Source organism: Mariprofundus micogutta (assembly GCF_001895085.1).
Lineage (GTDB): Bacteria > Pseudomonadota > Zetaproteobacteria > Mariprofundales > Mariprofundaceae > Mariprofundus > Mariprofundus micogutta.
Window position 1 is genome coordinate 53,743 of sequence record NZ_BDFD01000015.1, and the last position, 17,742, is coordinate 71,484.

Here is a 17,742-nt window from a genome sequence, read left to right on the forward strand (position 1 = left end):
CCGTATTATTCGAAAACGACTGGCGAAGCAGGAAAGCTATGAACAGGTCAGTTCGTTGTAACCGTTTTTCCAAATAGTCGCTGTAGTTTATGTTTGATATCCATGGCAATACCAAGGGCTGCCGGTACTGAAAACAGTGTGATTACAGTGGAGAACATCAAGCCCCAGGATAGTGCCAGTGCCATCGGTGCGACAAAGGGATCATGGCCACCCCAGCCATATGCAGTTGGCAATAGGCCAACCACAGTGGTGATAGCAGTGAGCAGTACGGCTCTCAGACGGCGTTTACCACTTTCAACAATGGCTTCCCGCCATGGCACACCATCAAGAATCTGCCTTTGAATAAACACAGCCATGACCAGTGACGAGTTGACCACAACTCCAGTCAGTGCGACAAAGCCCATCATGGCCATGAATGATAGTGGCGCCCCGTGCAGGAAAAATCCGACAACGATGCCAATGATTCCGAACGGGATTGCCAGCATGACCAGAATCGGATAACCGACGCGATTGAACTGCACAGCCAGAATGGCGAAAATACCAAGCAGAGCGAAGACAAAGCTGAAGATCAGACCGCGTACTGACTCCTGTGTTTTCTCTTCTTCACCGCCAAGGTTAATGCTGACAAACCTGGCATCCTCGCCAAGCCATTCGGCCTTGCGCTGGTTTACAATTTCATTGATCTCTTTCGAGGTCATGTTTTTTTGGTCCACTTCAGCAGAGACATTAATGACACGGCGTGCATCTTTATGACGAATGCTGCTGGTGCCCGGCTTGTTTTCAAGGTGCGCGATGCGATGCAGAGGTACCAAACCACCGCGTTTATTAGGGATTTCCAACTTCATCAATGTGTTGATGTCCCGTTGTGATTTTTCCGGATAGCGGATGGTCACATCGATCTCTTCTTTGCCGCGTTTAATGGTGGATACGCGCAGACCATCAAAAGCTGCACGAATATGGGTGCCGGCAGTGGCCAGGTCGACACCTGCATAAGCGGCCAGTTTGCGGTCCATGACAATGCGAATTTCCGGGTCACCGGGTTCAAGGTCACTCTCTACCGCATACACGCCTTTTACACTTTCCAGTAAGGCAATAAGGCGTTGGGCCACACCTGTCATTGTCGCCTCATCACCACCTGTTATTTCAACCTGCAGGGCGCGGCCAACAGGAGGGCCCGGTTTCTGCATGGCAAAACTGATTTCCATATTTGGAAATAGCGGAGGAATCTCTTTTTCAAGCACATTCATGACATCATAGGCTTTGATATCACGCTGGGTGAATGGGATCAGGATGATGCGTTCAAAGCCGAATCGATCTCCGATCTGTTTCAGTGCCTCGCGCTGGTCAGCACTGTTTTCACCGGCAATCATTGTGGTTGTTTCAAGAATAGAAGGATCAATGCGCTTGCGAACTTCAACATCCAGTTTGATCAGTTGGTCCCGCATCTCTTCAAGTGTGGTGCCGGTAGGAGTGGTTACGCGAAGGTAAAATGTTGTCTCAGCACCCGATGGGAAGAGCTGAAATTTCATTGTACTGGCCAGCGCAAAGCTGCCGAGCAATCCGGCGATGGTTAGCAGAATGGTCAGATATCGTAGTTTGACTGCCTTTTCGAGAATCCAGGTGTAAATGCCTGTAATCCAGATAAACAGGGCACGTTCTTTCGGATGTTTGTTCGGGTTGGCAACATCCCGGATATGGTTGGGCAGAATGAAAATCGCCTCGAACCACGAAAAGGCCAGCAGTACAATGACAACGATGGGAATGGAGGCTATGAATTTACCGATGATACCATCCATGTACATCAGAGGCAGGAAGGCCACGATAGTAGTCAAAACCGTGGCTGTTACCGGACCGATCAATTCATAAGTGCCTTCGATGGCAGCATCTTCGGGCGAAAGGCCACGCTCCATGTGATAGGTGGCGTTCTCGCCGATGATAATCGCATCATCCACCATAAGGCCGAGCACCATGATAAAGCCGAACATTACGAGCAGGTTAAGGGTGATACCGGAGAAGTAGAGTATGGCAATACCGGAGAAGAAAATGATCGGTAGTCCCCAGGCGGTGGTAAGTGCCACAGCCGGGCGCAGAAACAGCATCAACAGGGCCAGTACCAGTACAAGTCCGATCATGCCGTTGTTGGTCAACACACCCAGACGCAGGCGGGTGATAGTGGAGAAGTCGTTATAGGCACTGACATGTACGCCTTCACCATATTTTTCAGGGATGGTGTCCAGATAAGAACGTACTCTATCCACAAGCGTAATGATATCGGCATCGCCTTTTTTGATGACGATCATGGTGATGGCAGGATCACCACGGGCGGCCACATAACGGTATGGTCGTTGCAGGGTCTGTGTAACTTCTGCGACATCTTTCAGGTACAGGGCCTGACCATGTTCATTGGCACGAATGACAAGGTTGCCCGCATCTTCAGCAGATACAAACTCACCGGTGATGCGAATGATACGCTGGCCATCATGTGCTTTCAGGCGACCGCCCGGAGCATTGACATTCCAGCCTCTGATCAGCGCTACGACATCATTAATGGAGACTCGATTCTGGCGCATTTCCTCAGGATTCGGGACAATACGAATCTCTTCCTTTCGATCTCCCTGCACAAACACATTGGCAACACCGCTGATGGTGCGCACATCATCCTCAATGCTGCTGCTCAGTTTTTTGAGTTCAAGTTCTTTAAAGTCGCCGAAAATAGAGAAGGTGAGCACAGGTGTTTGCTCCGATTTCACTTCCATAATCATCGGGTCAGCAGGCAAATCTACCGGCAGGTCTGCGCGATTGATGGCTTGCTGGATATCGGATACCAGTCGTGAGCGGTCCTTGAAGTTTGGATCAACCTCAATGGTGATCTGCATGGTTCCGGAATAAGCCGTTGAGCGAATGACATTGATGCCATCGATACCTTTCAGCTCCTGCTCAATAGGAGCCACCATGAGTCGTTCAACCTCCCGGGGAGCAGCTCCGGGATAAGCACCGGAGACAGCGATTACATCAAAGTTAACACTGGGAAATGCTTCACGTTGCATTTGCATGGCAGCATAGATGCCACCAAGTAGCAGGATGATGGAAATCAGGTTAACCAGTACGCCGCGTTTAACAAAAAATGCAATGATACTCTTCATAATTATTGGCCTGTCTGCTGTTCGCTTAAGCCCAGATCACTGAGCAGTGTGCCTTGTGCCCATGCCAGTTGGCGTGCGGCCAGCTGCAGGGTCAGTGCCTGAAGTTCCGCATTGAGTTCTGCATTGCGCAGTTCACCTTCAAATTGCACCAGCGTTGCAGTATTGGAGCGACCGGCCCTGTAGCGCTTGATCTCTGCATTGTATTTACGTTTTTCAGCATTGGCTTGAAAGCGGGCGACTTCGAGAACAGGTCGGCCGGATGTAATAGCGGTCATGGCGGCTGACAGATCACTTTTAATTGTCTCAAGTTTGCTGATGCGTTCAGACTGAATACGTTGACGTTGCAGTTCTGCCTTGCGTATGCCAGCACTCACACTGTTACGCATCAGAACATCGGACATTTCCAGTGACAGGGCAGCGTAATGATTGCGGGGGGTAAATCCGCGCGCGGCAGCAGTCGCAGCACTGGTATCAAGCGAACGGGTTCCTACTTCGGCTACTACATCCAGTTGCACATCATCGGTTTCGCGGGCCATGTTCAGCCGTGCTTCAGCTGCTTCCATCTGTGCTTGTAATACCCGTAGTTCGGGTCTGTGAAATTCAGCCAGCTCCACTGCTTTTTGCATCGATGGCAGGTGAATCAATGCATGTCGCTCTTGCTCAATATCGATCTCTGAAGTTGCTGGTCGCAGCATTAGGCGATTGAGTCGGTTCAGGTCGGTTGATCGTCTGGACAATGCTCGCTGCAGCCCGGTCCTGCGTGCAGCCAGCAGTGCTTCTGCCTGCAGCCGATCTGCCTTTTCAATCAGGCCGAACTGTTCACGAGAGCGCTGGTAGGAAAGTAATTTTTTAGCGCGTTGCACAGCCTGCTCGGCAATGCGGATATTGATATCATCAGATGCCAGTTGGTAGTAGGCATTGATGGCTTGCAGGCTGAGTTGATGCGCAATGACTGCGCGTTGCACCGTCGAAGATTTGATGCCGGCTTCAGCAGCGATCAGTGAATCATGGTAATCAGGCCTGTCGGCCCCCTTTAACAGAGGATGGCGGTAGGTGAGATTAATCTGGTTGCGATAGGCAGGATTAAAACGGGAGAGCTGAGCGGCCAGCGGTGAATTGTAGGTCTGGGATGTGCGGTTATAGGCAAAGTTGGCTCCCAGTGTTCCACCATTTTCCAGCGGTTTGGCAATGGAACCGGAAAGCTGACCGATGCGAGTCGAAGATGCCTGAAAGTCACTTGATACAGGTGATTTGTCTTCGCTGGCCCCGATGCGTGCAGTAAACATTGGATCAAGCATACCCTGAATACGTTGTGTTTCTGTTTTAGCAATAGCGGTATCAATCTCACCGGTTTTCAGATCGGGATGATTGGTTAGAACGGTTCCCACAACTTCATTCAGGCTCATGCTTTCGGCGTGAACAGAGCCAGCTGCAAAAAACAGAATAGTCAGAAGCATCATGTGGCGAAAAAACTTGTTCATAGGTCTCCTGGCTAGCACCTGTTGGCAGGCCCTGATTAACGTGGGCGCGAATTACAGTCATCTTTGATGAATGATGGGTTAAATATTGATGATGTCAATTATTGTCATAGTCAACCAATTTGGTTAAGGTCGCTGTATGGATACTAAAATGCCACGTCGATTCGAGGAAGGTCTGGGTTATCTCATTCATCATTTGATGTATGCGATGCGACAGACACTGGCGCGTCAGTGCCGTGAAAGTGGCTGTGATATTACTGCCGAAGAGCTGGCTGTACTGATGATTATCTCTGAGCAGGAGGTTGAACCGGGATTAACCCAGACGCAAATTGCTGAAACACTGGCGAAAGACAAAGCGGTTATCACACGCTTGCTGAACAGCTTGAGTCGTGAAGGCCTGGTGCTGCGTACTCCGGATGAACAGGATCGTCGCATTGTACGCGCAAGGCTCACTAAACAGGGGTTTGAAGCAGTGAATCGTTTACGACCTGTCCTGGGGGCTTTGCTGGGGCAGTTGTATGAGGGTATCTCTGACGAGGAATTTCTGGCTACCAAAGCTGTGCTGCAACGATTGCTATCCAATCTTAAATCAATCAAGTAAATAGTTGAACAGATATGAAAGAAAAACGGCCCCGAAGCTATCAAAACCTTCGGGGCCGTTTTCTGATTGCATTCAGATCCAAATAATCAGGCGCGTTCCATATATTCGCCGGATTCGGTGTTCACCCGAACCTTGGTTCCTGCTTCCAGATATGGAGGCACCATGATTGCAGCTCCGGTTTCCAGTTTACCCGGTTTATAGGAGCTGGTTGCGGTCTGGCCTTTAATTGCGGCATCGCATTCCACAACTTCCAGGGTTACAGCCTGTGGCAGTTGCACGTTCAATGGTCGTTCCTCATGGAATTCAACAGTCACCATGGCTTCTGGTAGCAGGTATGGCAGTGCATTATCCAGCATGTCCGTGCTCAGTGTAATCTGGTCGTAAGTTTCTGTATCCATAAAATGATGGTCATCACCATCAGCATAGAGATACTGCATCTCGCGCTGGGAAAGAATGACGCGTTCAATGCGTTCAGTTGAATTGAAACGTTTATTGGTCTTGTTGCCGGTTTCAATATTGCGCATTTCAACCTGCATGCAAGCCACACCCTTGCCCGGTGTAACATGCTGGGTTTTCATGACACGCCACAGGGCGTTGTTGTACTCAAGAATATTGCCTACGCGAATGGCGGTAACTGCAATTTGCATGGTGTCCCTCTCATCTGTTTAATAACAGCGTAACCTATTTAAAGGTTGCGAACATAGCTATTTCGGGTTTTTCGAGCAACAATTGAGCGCTGTGTTTCTAACTATTCCGGGAGTTTCAATGATTTATCTGTTTGCTGTCTCGCTATCGGGGCAAATTGATGCCTGATACCTGTACGCTTCAGGAGACCATGGATCAATTTATCAAGCGCCTTCCAGCGGTCAGTAAGCCCGGGGCAATAAAAAATGAAATGGCTGAGCAGTGTCTTGAAATGCTCTGTCAGTATCTCATCCATTTCTCTGATCTGTTTCAGGATATTGAGTTTGCCGATGAAAATGAGTTTGCCGAATGGGAGGAAAACCTGGAGTCGCACATGGTTGATCTGCTGGAGGGTGATGTTGAACCATCCAGTGATCTGGGACGTTTGCCACTGGATGCGCTTGATCCGGAACATGTGCGTGATTTTCTCGGCTGGTTTGTGGTGCGTGAAACCAGTGATATCGATCTGATCCAGGGTTACGCTGCGGTTTTGCAGCAGTGGATAGAATTTATCCATACTCAGGGCTGGTGGAAAAAGAACGAATATATCGATTTCGTCGAAATCATGGCCGAGGTAACGCCTGCGGCAGAACGTGTTGCACGTGTTGCACGTGTACTTTTCCATTTTGTGCGTTCCGGTGGCGGTATTGCTCCACGTTTGCGCGGCAAGCGTTTCTCCCGCTTTGTTGAGGGACATGGTCGTGTGAACACAATTGATGATGCCGGTATCACGATGGATTTTGATGCGCAGGATGAGATTATTGGCCCGCTTCTCTTGCCTAAAGTCATTCTCGACCTGATCGAAACGGGAGATGTTTTCGATGTGGAACTGGGTTTACGCGGAGATACCTGGGTGATGGTTGATATCGGACCGGTGTATCCGGCCTGTGTGTATGTCGAGGTGGAAGAGTATCAGGGTCTGGAAAAGCTCTCCTGAACAGGGTTGTTTGTTCTGTGCATGCCGAACAGTGATGTGCGCGTAATATATTCCCTTTCTCCTGCAAACGAAGTGGTTATAGTTCAGCCACAGCTGATGTGAAAGGCTTGCATGTCATTTCATAGTCAGACGGAGGCAGGCATGTTTCATGGTACGATGACCGCTCTGGTCACACCATTTTCGAATGGATTCATTGATGAGGATGCATTTCGTGCACATCTGGATCGTCAGATAGAAGCAGGTGTGAATGGCGTTGTGCCAGCCGGTACAACCGGTGAAGCAGCAACGCTCTCATTTGATGAACACAAAGAGATCATCCGCATTGCGGTGGAGCAGGTTGCCGGTCGTGTGCCGGTGATTGCAGGCACCGGCAGTAATAATACAGCTGAATCCATCGAATTAACGGCTGCAGCCAAAGCGCTGGGCGCGGATGCAGCACTGTTGATTTCACCCTATTACAACAAACCGACCCAGGAAGGCATTTACCAGCACTACAAAGCTGTTGCTGATGCCGTACACCTGCCACAGGTGATCTACAATGTGCCGGGAAGAACCAATTCCAATATCCTGCCGGAAACAGTAGGCCGCTTGTCGCATGTTTCAAATATTATCGCTATCAAAGATGCTACTGCAGATATGGAGCAACTGGTTCAGACTATTGATGCATGTGATGGACGCATGGAATTCTATTCTGGTGATGATGCCACGGTGATGCCGTTTATGGCTATGGGCGGGCATGGTGTGATTTCAGTCGTATCTAATGTGGCACCGCGAAGTATGGCCGCATTGACTACAGCGATGCGCAAGGGCGATGTGGATTTGGCGCGCAGGCTTCAGTTTACCATGTCTGCATTGAATCAGGCCATGTTTGTGCAGTCCAACCCAATTCCGGTTAAAGCGGCATGTGCTGCTCTTGGCTGGATGGAAAATACATTGCGTCTGCCGCTGCTACCTTTGTCGGGGGAGGATGCACTACAGCTGATTGATGCTATGCAGGCTTTTGAGGCTGATCTTCCATCAGGCATTGAGCGTTTGGAGTTGGTCAATAACTGAAAACACACTTTCATCGTTGCGTCTGATGTTCAGCTTCAGGCGCTTGGTGCACTCATTTGCCTATTTTGGTGCTACGCTGGCTGCCATTGCAGTATTTGTACTGGTGTTGATGTTGGCAGAATCAGCGGTGTATGTCGTTACAGGTCAGCCTGTTTCAGTCTGGGCCATGGTGATTGCAGCCATTTCTGCAGCATTTGGTTATGCGCCGCTGGTGCAGTCGATGCAGCGCACGCTGGACAGACTGTTTTTTCGTCACCAGTTGGATACCCTGGCAGCTATCCGTCAGCTTGGTGCCGGTGATCTTGCACAGTTGCCGGTTCAGGATGTGGAGACAGCTCTGCTCGAGCGCATTTGTAATGTGAGCCATCGTTCTTATGCGGTGCTGGATGAACGCAAGTTGCCCGATGGCGACTGTTATGCTTTCCCGGCCAACGCGCCCTTGATTGATATCGGCGATCAAAATCAGAGCCATAAATCATACGATTTATGTCTGCGTTTGCCCGCTGCTATGGGCGAGGCATATTTGTGGTTGGGGCCGCGGTTAGATCGCTGGCCAATGGATAGTGAGGAACGGGCAAGTCTGGAAAGCCTGTCCAAATTCTCTGCCATGAGTCTTGAACACGCACGCCTGACTCATCAGCAGTCCGAAGCTGCCCGCCTTGATTCGCTTTCGCGTGTGACCAAGCAGCTGCATTCTCATGATCTGAAAAATCGACTGCACGATCTATCATTTCTCGCTCATCATCTGGGCTCGGGCAAGCTGGATGAAGAAGATGTGAAGCGTATGTTGTCTGCGATTCGAAAAGTGACCGGGCGTATGCAGACATTGATGCAGCGTATGTCCGATCCCAATGCACCGGTTGACCCGATACTTGCGCCCCTGGATCTGGTGCAATTGCTGAAGTCCACGGTCAAAGAGCGATTGTGGCCGGAATCATTAACGATGTCGGAGTCTTATAACGAACTTCCGGCTGTTGCAGGTGATGCGGACCTGTTGCAGGGGGTATTTGAGAACCTTTACGATAATGCTGTGCAGGCGATGTTGCGGCAGGGTGAGATAAGCATTGAAACACGGCTTGTTACAGATGCGAAGGATGTGGAAATGGCTCAGGTGAGAGTGTCGGATCAGGGCTGTGGTATCTCTGAGAACTTTATCCGTTACCGACTGTTCAGGTTGTTCGCTACCAGTAAGAGTAACGGGCTTGGTGTGGGCCTTTATTTAAGCAAACGCATCGTAGAAGCACACGGTGGAACCATTGCCGCAGAAAGTGAAGGGGCGGGGAAAGGTTCCACCTTCATTGTCTCTTTGCCGTTATGGCAGAATCAGCGCGAAATGAGTAATTTAGCCGAGGAGGTAACATGATGAAACGGACTGTACTGGTTGTTGATGATAATGATATCAACCGTCTGAATCTGAAATTGCTGCTGAAAGAGAATTACCAGATTCTCGAAGCCGGTGACCTCGATGGTGCCGATGAAATGCTCTCTGGTCATCGCGTGGACCTGGTGGTTCTCGATCTGGCATTGCCGCCTGAGCCGGACAATCCTGAAATCGGCATGGCTTATCTGGCACGATTACGCAAGGAGAGTCCGGATACGCCCGTGGTGGTGATTACCGGTCATGATCAACGTGCCATGGCCTTGAGGGCCCAGAAACTGGGAGCCCAGGACTTTTTCGGTAAACCGTTCGATCCTGATGAAGTCAAATCTACGATTGACCGCAGTATGGAGGCACGTTCGCAGGAAGTACGCGAACAGGAGATGCAGCGGGCTCTACAGAATCAGGTAAACAATGAGCTGCTCGGTGAATCCGAAGCCATGCTGGATTTGAAAAAGCTGGTTGAGCAGGTCGCTGGTGCACCGTCCACGGTGTTAATTCGAGGCGAAACAGGAACAGGTAAGGAACTGGTTGCACGCCGCCTGCATGCGGCCAGTGCACGAGCGGGGCAACCGTTTATTGCGATCAATTGCGCAGCCATGAATGCGGAACTGCTTGAGTCGGAACTGTTCGGTTATGAAAAGGGGGCATTTGCCGGTGCAGGTGAGCGTAAACTCGGATGGTTTGAGCGCGCCAGTGGTGGCACACTCTTTCTTGATGAGGTCGCAGGTTTACCACTGCAGGTGCAGGGGAAACTGTTGCGTGTGCTGGAATCGGGTGAATTTTCGCGGCTTGGTGGTGATGCCATTCTTACTTCAGATGTGCGTCTAATCTGCTCAACCCGTGAAGACCTTGAAGCGAAAGTGACGGACGGATCATTCCGGGATGATCTCTATTATCGCATTCATGTGGTTGAGATTGTAGTTCCGCCTCTAAGAGAGCATGTGGAGGATCTAGCGATTCTGGCCGATGCAATTCTGATCAGGAAAGCAGCATTGTGTGGTAAACGTATGCAGCCATTGTCAGATGAAGTGCTGGAACAGCTGGGCAGATACAGTTGGCCGGGCAATGTGCGAGAGCTTGAGAATGTGATCGAGCGTGCAGTGGTGCTGGCAGCTGCTGATGTGGTGGAATCTATTCCATCATTAACCGGCCCGCAGATGGTTGCGGATAATCTCGATCCTCTGGAACAGTGGCTACATCAGCTGCCTGAGACAGGTATCCGGGCTGAAAAAGCAGTGGCCCAGTTTGAAATGCAACTGGTTGAAGTTGCGCTGGAGCGTAATCAGCATATCAAGGCCAGAGCTGGTCGCTGGCTGGGATTTGGTGATCGGGCTAAAGATAAAATGCGTTATCTGTGTGACAAATACGATATCGAGGTGCATGAGAACCCATGAATGTATTGATTCGTAGTTTGATGTTTATGTTGTTGCTGTCATTGACGACAGCGCCACATCTGCATGCCTTTGAATTTGACAAAAACTATCTCTATTACCGTGATGCCAATGTGCCGCCATTCCAGAAATCACGTGAGTTTTTTGATATGCCCAACAGGCCGGGTTTTTTTGAAGTGACTCTGGTCTCTGATACGGTAGGCCCGTTAACCTTTCGCATTGTTCGGGTACGCGATGAAATGGAGAAAACATTAACACAGAAACGCACTTACAGTGTTGGCAACCACGAATTTCAGACGCGTTTTGATAATAGCAGTGGCAGTGATGATCTGATTGTAGAAATTGCCAATTCAAATCCGGCTGCAGTAGCCAAGGTTTCTGTCTTCGTAGTGGAACTTCCCAAGCAATAGGCTAATCTCTAGCCATGCGATCATTCATGGCATTGAGTTTCATGGTAATTCTGACCCTATGGGCTTCAGTAGCGAATGCACATTCTGATAATGGTGTAGTGGCTAATAATGACGGCGAGAAGGTTCGTCTGCATTTGAAATGGAAGCATCAGTTTCAGTTCGCCGGTTATTATATGGCGTTTGAGAAAGGGTATTACGCTGCAGAAGGTCTGAATGTCGAGTTGGCAGAGGGTGGTCCGAGTCATTCTTTGATGGAAGAACTTATGCAGGGCCAGACTCAGTACATTGTGGCTGATACAGGTGCACTGCTTCATCGTGCTGAGGGCAAACCTGTCGTCGTATTGGCAAATATTTTTCAACACTCCCCTGTCATACTTTTGATGCGTTCTGATCAAGGTGTGTCGTACAAAACACCTGCAGATCTGCGCAATAAGCGAGTCATGGTGCAAGGCGGTTATGTTACTGCTGCTACGCTGGCAGTACTGAAGAAATTCGGTATCAATGAATCTGATTACGTTCGTCTTCCCAGTAGTTTTGATATTCAGGATTTAGTCAATGGGAATACGGATGCTTTCTCAGCATACAGTACCAATGAACCCTATTTGATGAAGCAGATGGGTATTCCGTTTACAATGTTCAAGCCTCACGATTATGGTATCGACTTTTATGGTGATGCGCTGATTACTTCTGAAAATGAGGTGAATCAGCATCCTGAGCGCGCTGCAGCATTTCGCCGTGCCAGTCTTAAGGGCTGGACATATGCATTGGATCATATTGATGAGTCTGTTGAAGTGATTCAGCAGAAATATAACAGCCAGCATAAGTCTACTGAACACCTGTTGTTTGAAGCGCGGGCAATTCGGGACCTTGTATTTCCTGACATTGTACCTGTTGGAGAATCAAACCGGCAACGCTGGAAACACCTGGCCGGTGTGTTTAATGGATTGGGTTATCAAGTTGATGACATCAACTGGGATGCCTTTATATATCAGGCTGAACCGGATGTTGCTTCTGCACTCTGGATTTATCGTTACTGGATTGCTGTTGCTTTGCTTTGCACGCTGGTGCTGCTGCTTTATGTTTATACCGTGCAGCTGCGTAGCGGTATCCGTAAACGCACAGCTGCTCTGGAACAGGTGGGTTCGGAATACAAGGATATTTTAGATTCCATGCAGGATGCCTATTACAGGGCTGATATGGATGGAAAGATTGTCTGGGTATCTCTGGCCTGTGAACGGCAATTGGGTTTTGGGCGCAGTGAATTAATCGGCGTGCCTTTGCATTCCTTGTATTATGATGAAATTGGACGTGAAGCATTTCTCGAAGCACTGGAGGAGTCCGGTGGAAGCCTGCAGCATTATGAATTGTGTCTGAAGCACAAAGATGGAAGCCGGGTTTGGGTTGAAGTGAATTCCCAGTACTGCCACGATAAAGATGGCCGTAAGATGGGGATTGAAGGCAATGTGCGAAATATCAATGAACGCAAGCTGGCAGAGCGCGAAAGTCAGGAGCTAACAGGGCAACTGCAACAGGCGCAGAAAATGGAGAGCATCGGTGTGTTGGCCGGTGGTATTGCCCATGATTTTAATAATCTTCTTGTCGGTATGATGGGCAATGCAGAGCTTGCCATGCTCGATGCCCCTGAGCAGGGCGAGACCCGTTATTACCTGCAGCAGATATTTAAGGCATCACGTAAAGGCGCTGATCTGGTGCGCCAGATGCTGGCCTATTCCGGGCAGGGCAGATTTGCCATGGGTGAACAGAATCTCAATGAGATGATTCAGGATGTGTCCGATCTTCTTGAAACAGTGATCGGTAAGCATGCACGCCTGCATCAGCAGTTGATGGAGACTTTACCCTATGTGTATGGCGACAAAAATCAGCTGACGCAATTAATCATGAACCTGATGACCAATGCATCTGAAGCATTGTCCGGCAAACCCGGTGATATCACCTTGCGTACCGGTGTACGCAGCCTTTCCAGCCAGGATTTTGCAGCCATGTATATGGCTACAGACTTACAAGCCGGCGATTTTGTCTACATTGAAGTTGAAGATAACGGCTGTGGTATGGATGCGCAGACTCAGGAACGTATCTTTGATCCGTTTTTTACGACCAAGGAGACTGGTAGTGGACTGGGGCTTGCTGCTCTGCTTGGCATCGTACGCAGCCACAATGGTACACTGACATTAAACAGTGAGCTTGGAAGAGGCTCCTGTTTTACTGTTTACCTTCCGGCACTCACAAAGTGTGAACCGGTTGAGCCGGAGAAACTTACCGGAGAGTTTGTTGTGTCGGTAAGCCTGCGCGGGACTGTATTGGTCGTTGATGATGAAGAGGCTGTCCGAAGTGTTGCATCAAGATTGCTTCAGCATGAAGGCCTGCAGATCATCACAGCCTGTGACGGAGAAGAGGCTGTTGAGTTGTTCCGTAAACATGCCGATGAGATTGCCTTTGTACTATTGGATCTGACCATGCCGGTGATGGATGGTGAACAGACGTTTCATGCTCTGCATGGTATTCGACCCGATACCCCGATATTACTCAGCAGTGGCTTTTCCGCTAAAGAGGCGGTAGGACGATTGCAGCATTTTGGCTTGAGAGGTTTTGTGCGAAAACCATATACCAGAAAGGCATTGCTCGAAGAAGTTGCGCGACTTGGTCTGGCCAGAACTTCCAAAGAGGACTTGGATTTCTCTATTTAGAACCCCATAGAGCTATTGGTGGCCGTGTTGCTATCAGGCTGAAACAGGAGTTCGATTATGGATTTGAATCGTGTAACACAGAAGGTTGGAGAAGCGATTGCAGCTGCGCAAAAACTGGCTGTCCGCTTGTCACATCAGGAAGTGGATGGTGAACACCTTCTGGCAGAACTGTTGGCTCAGGAACATGGCCTGGCAAGCCGTTTGATCGAACAGGCTGGTGGCTCTGTTGACGAATTCAAAGCACAAACTCAGAGCTCACTGTCCAAACGCCCGAAAGTCAGTGGTACTTCCACTGAAGCCGACAAGGTTTATATCACACAGCGTTTGCAGAAACTGTTTGTCACTGCCGAGGACGAAGCAAAATCACTACAGGATGAATATGTCTCTGTTGAACACCTGTTGCTGGGACTGATAGCAGAGGGGCCGGCGACAGATGCCGGTCAACTGTTCAGGCAGCAGGGCATAAGCAGGGAGACATTTCTTGCCGCGCTGGAATCCGTACGTGGAAATCAGCGCATCACCAGCGATTCCCCTGAGTCGCAATATGAGGCACTGAAAAAATACGGTACTGATCTGGTCGAGATGGCACAGAAAGGCAAGCTGGATCCGGTTATAGGCAGGGACAGTGAGATTCGTTCGGTCATCCGTATTTTATCCAGGAAAACCAAGAATAACCCGGTACTGATCGGTGAACCCGGCGTGGGTAAAACTGCGATTGCCGAAGGTCTGGCGCAGCGCATTGTATCCGGCGATGTGCCGGAGGGTTTGAAAGATCGCAGTCTGTTCTCACTGGATATGACCTCACTCATGGCCGGTGCCAAATATCGGGGTGAATTTGAAGAACGCTTGAAAGCGGTACTCAAGGAAATCAAGGCATCAGAAGGGCGCACGCTGCTGTTTATTGATGAGTTGCATACGATAGTTGGAGCCGGAAAAACAGAAGGAAGTTCAGATGCGGGCAATATGCTTAAACCCATGCTGGCACGAGGTGAGTTGCACTGTATCGGAGCAACGACGCTGGATGAATACAGGAAGTATATTGAAAAGGATGCAGCACTTGAACGTCGTTTCCAGCCTGTGCTGGTGGATGCGCCGAATGTAGAGGATACCATCTCGATACTGCGCGGTTTGCGTGAACGCTTTGAGCTCCATCACGGTGTACGTATCTCCGATGGCTCACTGGTGGCTGCTGCGACTCTGTCTGACCGTTATATATCGGATCGTTTTTTGCCTGATAAGGCGATTGACCTGGTGGATGAAGCTTGCGCCTCTATTCGTACTGAGATGGATTCAATGCCGGTAGAACTGGATGAAGTGACTCGTCGCGCCATGCGTCTGGAGATTGAAGAGACCGCACTGAAAAAAGAGTCGGATGCTGCGAGCAGAGAACGATTGAAACAGTTACGCAAGGAACTGGCTGACCTGCAGGAACACAGGGATGCCATGCGTGCGCAATGGGAAGCTGAAAAAGGAGCCATAGGAGTGGTTCACAGTTTGCGCGAGCAGATTGAGCAGACCCGTCTGGAGATAGAAACTGCAGAGCGTAACTATGAACTGGAGAAGGTTGCGACCTTGCGTTACGGCACACTGCCCGAGTTGGAGAAGCAACTGAGCGAACTCGAAGCTGTAGCTACTGAGCAGAAGAGTATGCTGCGCGAAGAGGTTAGTGAGGAAGAGATTGCCGAGGTTGTAGCGCGCTGGACGGGTATTCCGGTAACACGTTTGCTCGAAGGTGAGCGCGACAAGTTACTCAAACTTGAATCAGTACTGCATGAACGTGTGATCGGACAGGATGAGGCAGTTAAAGCTGTGGCTGATGCGGTGCTGCGTGCCCGGGCAGGAATCCGTGACCGCAAACGACCGATTGGATCGTTTCTGTTTCTTGGGCCTACCGGTGTCGGTAAAACAGAACTAGCCCGCACACTGGCACGTAACCTGTTTGATTCCGAAGATAATATGGTGCGTATCGATATGTCTGAATATATGGAGAAGCATACGGTTTCCCGTCTGGTTGGCGCGCCTCCGGGTTATATCGGTTTTGAAGAAGGCGGGCAGCTCACTGAAGCAGTACGTCGTAAGCCATACTGTGTTCTGCTACTTGATGAGGTGGAGAAGGCGCATCCGGATGTATTTAATATCCTGTTGCAGCTGCTTGATGATGGCCGCCTGACCGATAGCCATGGGCGTACGGTCTACTTCCAGAATACGATTGTAATTATGACCAGCAATATCGGTTCGGAGTTCCTGCTTGAAGGCATCGACGAGCAAGGTCTTGTAAGTGAAACATCACGCTCGCAGGTTATAACGGCGCTGCGTACTCATTTTCGACCCGAGTTTCTGAACCGGGTGGATGAAACAGTTCTGTTCAATCCTTTAAGCGAGTCAGTCATTGTTGGGGTGGTTGAACTGTTCCTCTCAGAATTGTCGCAGCGATTGCTTGAGCAGCAGATTGGACTTGTCCTGACAGATGCAGCAAAAGCCTGGCTTGCAAGCAATGGATATGATCCTGTGTATGGTGCCAGACCATTGAAGCGCTTTATACAGCAGCAGCTGGAAACACCTTTGGCGCGTATGCTGATAGCTGGTGATGTGTTGCCAGGTGGCAGCGTTGGGGTGGATATTGCTAATGATAGATTACTTTTAAAGGCGGTTTGAAGTAATAAAACTTCCTGAGGGGGGGAATCCATTTCCCCATAGGGGGATTCTTTGCTACTGCCCATGTTTATCGTCATGCTTAGGGTTGACACCATGAGCCGTCTTACGTAGCAAGTCGTCTCCAAATTCGAGAGGAGGATTTTTATGAAAAAAGCACTATTGATCGCAGCAGCAGCTGCATTCGTAATGGGTGGCGTAGCGACTGCTAATGCTTCAGCACTGGGTAAGTGTAAAGCATGTCATAACTTCACTACTAAAAAGAAAGTTGGTCCTGGTCTGAAAGGTGTTGCTGGCGGCCCACAGGGCGCGTCTGAAGGCTTCAAGTATGGTTCATACCTGAAAGCACAGCACGCAGCTGGTGGCGTATGGACAGACGAAGCTCTTGAAGCTTGGCTGTGCGCATCCAAGAAAGTTGCTAAAGCAGCTGGCGGCAAGTCTAAAATGCCTAACCAGAAAGTATGTGGCGACAAAGCAAAAGCTGCAATTGCTGAGTTGAAAGCTCTGTAATTTAGCTTTACGATGTCTCGTCCTAAAATACGTTGACACTTTTTTTATTCAAGCCGGCTGCCATTGGCAGTCGGCTTTTTTATGCACCTCTTCGGGTGTTTTCATGCTCAGGCTGAGGTGCGGTCTGAGTCGATTGTAAGCATCAACGGATTCATCCACCAACCTTTTAAGTTTCTCAAAGGTTTTACACCGGTATAACAGGAACTCCTGTTTCAGTATGCCGTTCACACGCTCCGCCAACGCATTCTGATAACAATCATATCCATCCGTCATCGATGGCTGAATGTGATGTTTTGATAACGTCTCCTGATATGTAGCCGAGCAATACTGCACACCCCGATCCGAGTGATGAATCATTGGGTGATCCGCCACTCGCTGTGCTATTGCCTGCTTTAACGCTGCATTCGGATGAACAGCCCTCAGATCATGGCTTAGTTCATGTCCCATGATTTTACGCGAACAGGCATCTGTAACGAGTGAGAGATAATGTACACCCTCATCGCTTTCCAGATATGTAATGTCACTGACCAACACTTGCTCCGGATGGTGAATCTCCAGATTAGCCAGCAAGTTCGGATGTTTTTTCATCCAGTGTTTACTATCTGTCGTCTTGGTATAGCTGCGTTTCGGGGCGATCAACATCCTCTGTCGGCGCAAATACCCGAACAGGCTGTCAATCAGCACCCAAAATTGACCCCCCATCAGCGTCCAATTTTGACCCCCCTAAAGTCTGTTTAAATCATGCTCTATTTTTGAATCTCCAGCTCTCATTTCCGGTCTCTATAATGTCACAATGA

The 17,742-nt window shown here is 49.5% G+C and carries 12 protein-coding genes and 1 pseudogene; 9 read left to right on the top strand and 4 right to left on the bottom strand.

Annotated features, from left to right (window positions below; genetic code table 11):
- Positions 1–47 precede the first annotated feature (47 nt).
- A complete protein-coding gene (locus tag MMIC_RS08840) occupies positions 48–3,143 on the bottom strand; it encodes an efflux RND transporter permease subunit (RefSeq protein ID WP_072660104.1) in 3,096 nt (1,031 codons plus the stop codon).
- Between the two features lie 2 nt (positions 3,144–3,145).
- A complete protein-coding gene (locus MMIC_RS08845; RefSeq protein ID WP_072660105.1) occupies positions 3,146–4,624 on the bottom strand; it encodes a TolC family protein in 1,479 nt (492 codons plus the stop codon).
- Between the two features lie 136 nt (positions 4,625–4,760).
- Here MMIC_RS08845 and MMIC_RS08850 point away from each other — a divergent pair, with 136 nt between their 5' ends.
- Complete coding sequence (locus MMIC_RS08850; RefSeq protein ID WP_072660106.1) at positions 4,761–5,222, top strand: MarR family winged helix-turn-helix transcriptional regulator; 462 nt, start codon at positions 4,761–4,763, stop codon at positions 5,220–5,222.
- Between the two features lie 86 nt (positions 5,223–5,308).
- On the opposite strand, the gene efp is transcribed toward MMIC_RS08850, so the two are convergent.
- Positions 5,309–5,869, bottom strand: a complete 561-nt coding sequence (efp, locus tag MMIC_RS08855; protein ID WP_072660107.1) for an elongation factor P — start codon at positions 5,867–5,869, stop codon at positions 5,309–5,311.
- Between the two features lie 158 nt (positions 5,870–6,027).
- Between efp and MMIC_RS08860 the strand changes: the two genes are divergently transcribed.
- The 8 genes from MMIC_RS08860 to MMIC_RS08895 all read left to right on the top strand — a co-directional run bounded on the left by MMIC_RS08860 (position 6,028) and on the right by MMIC_RS08895 (position 16,945).
- On the top strand, positions 6,028–6,843 hold the full coding sequence (locus MMIC_RS08860) for a hypothetical protein (RefSeq protein WP_072660108.1): 816 nt from the start codon (positions 6,028–6,030) through the stop codon (positions 6,841–6,843).
- A gap of 141 nt (positions 6,844–6,984) precedes the next feature.
- A complete protein-coding gene (gene dapA / locus MMIC_RS08865) occupies positions 6,985–7,896 on the top strand; it encodes a 4-hydroxy-tetrahydrodipicolinate synthase (protein ID WP_072660109.1) in 912 nt (303 codons plus the stop codon).
- Positions 7,897–7,921: 25 nt separating this feature from the next.
- On the top strand, positions 7,922–9,259 hold the full coding sequence (locus MMIC_RS08870) for an ATP-binding protein (protein ID WP_072660120.1): 1,338 nt from the start codon (positions 7,922–7,924) through the stop codon (positions 9,257–9,259).
- The gene (locus tag MMIC_RS08875) at positions 9,256–10,671 is read left to right on the top strand and encodes a sigma-54-dependent transcriptional regulator (protein WP_227819444.1); all 1,416 of its coding nucleotides are present in this window, start codon (positions 9,256–9,258) and stop codon (positions 10,669–10,671) included. The genes MMIC_RS08870 and MMIC_RS08875 overlap by 4 nt, the downstream gene beginning before the upstream one ends.
- Positions 10,668–11,078 (top strand): hypothetical protein, encoded by a 411-nt coding sequence (locus MMIC_RS08880; protein WP_227819445.1) that lies wholly within the window; start codon positions 10,668–10,670, stop codon positions 11,076–11,078. Before MMIC_RS08875 ends, MMIC_RS08880 begins: the two co-directional genes overlap by 4 nt.
- Positions 11,079–11,092: 14 nt before the next feature.
- Positions 11,093–13,783 carry an ABC transporter substrate-binding protein gene (locus MMIC_RS08885; protein WP_083530541.1) on the top strand — a complete coding sequence of 897 codons (2,691 nt, stop codon included), beginning with the start codon at positions 11,093–11,095 and terminating at the stop codon, positions 13,781–13,783.
- 57 nt (positions 13,784–13,840) lie between these two features.
- Positions 13,841–16,438, top strand: coding sequence for an ATP-dependent chaperone ClpB (gene clpB / locus MMIC_RS08890; RefSeq protein WP_072660111.1), 2,598 nt, complete (start codon positions 13,841–13,843; stop codon positions 16,436–16,438).
- A gap of 144 nt (positions 16,439–16,582) precedes the next feature.
- Entirely contained in the window at positions 16,583–16,945 is a 363-nt protein-coding gene (locus MMIC_RS08895) for a c-type cytochrome (protein ID WP_072660112.1), read from the top strand.
- A 48-nt stretch (positions 16,946–16,993) separates the two neighbouring features.
- Here the strand turns inward: MMIC_RS08895 and MMIC_RS08900 are convergent.
- Positions 16,994–17,620 (bottom strand): annotated as a pseudogene (locus tag MMIC_RS08900) (IS3 family transposase); the annotation flags it as partial.
- Positions 17,621–17,742: the final 122 nt, after the last annotated feature.

Bases quoted from the DNA above. Each gene is read 5' to 3' on its own strand.
- MMIC_RS08840 (WP_072660104.1), bottom strand. From the start codon at position 3,143: ATGAAGAGTATCATTGCATTTTTTGTTAAACGCGGCGTACTGGTTAAC.
- MMIC_RS08845 (WP_072660105.1), bottom strand. From the start codon at position 4,624: ATGAACAAGTTTTTTCGCCACATGATGCTTCTGACTATTCTGTTTTTT.
- MMIC_RS08850 (WP_072660106.1), top strand. From the start codon at position 4,761: ATGGATACTAAAATGCCACGTCGATTCGAGGAAGGTCTGGGTTATCTC.
- efp (WP_072660107.1), bottom strand. From the start codon at position 5,869: ATGCAAATTGCAGTTACCGCCATTCGCGTAGGCAATATTCTTGAGTAC.
- MMIC_RS08860 (WP_072660108.1), top strand. From the start codon at position 6,028: ATGCCTGATACCTGTACGCTTCAGGAGACCATGGATCAATTTATCAAG.
- dapA (WP_072660109.1), top strand. From the start codon at position 6,985: ATGTTTCATGGTACGATGACCGCTCTGGTCACACCATTTTCGAATGGA.
- MMIC_RS08870 (WP_072660120.1), top strand. From the start codon at position 7,922: ATGTTCAGCTTCAGGCGCTTGGTGCACTCATTTGCCTATTTTGGTGCT.
- MMIC_RS08875 (WP_227819444.1), top strand. From the start codon at position 9,256: ATGATGAAACGGACTGTACTGGTTGTTGATGATAATGATATCAACCGT.
- MMIC_RS08880 (WP_227819445.1), top strand. From the start codon at position 10,668: ATGAATGTATTGATTCGTAGTTTGATGTTTATGTTGTTGCTGTCATTG.
- MMIC_RS08885 (WP_083530541.1), top strand. From the start codon at position 11,093: ATGCGATCATTCATGGCATTGAGTTTCATGGTAATTCTGACCCTATGG.
- clpB (WP_072660111.1), top strand. From the start codon at position 13,841: ATGGATTTGAATCGTGTAACACAGAAGGTTGGAGAAGCGATTGCAGCT.
- MMIC_RS08895 (WP_072660112.1), top strand. From the start codon at position 16,583: ATGAAAAAAGCACTATTGATCGCAGCAGCAGCTGCATTCGTAATGGGT.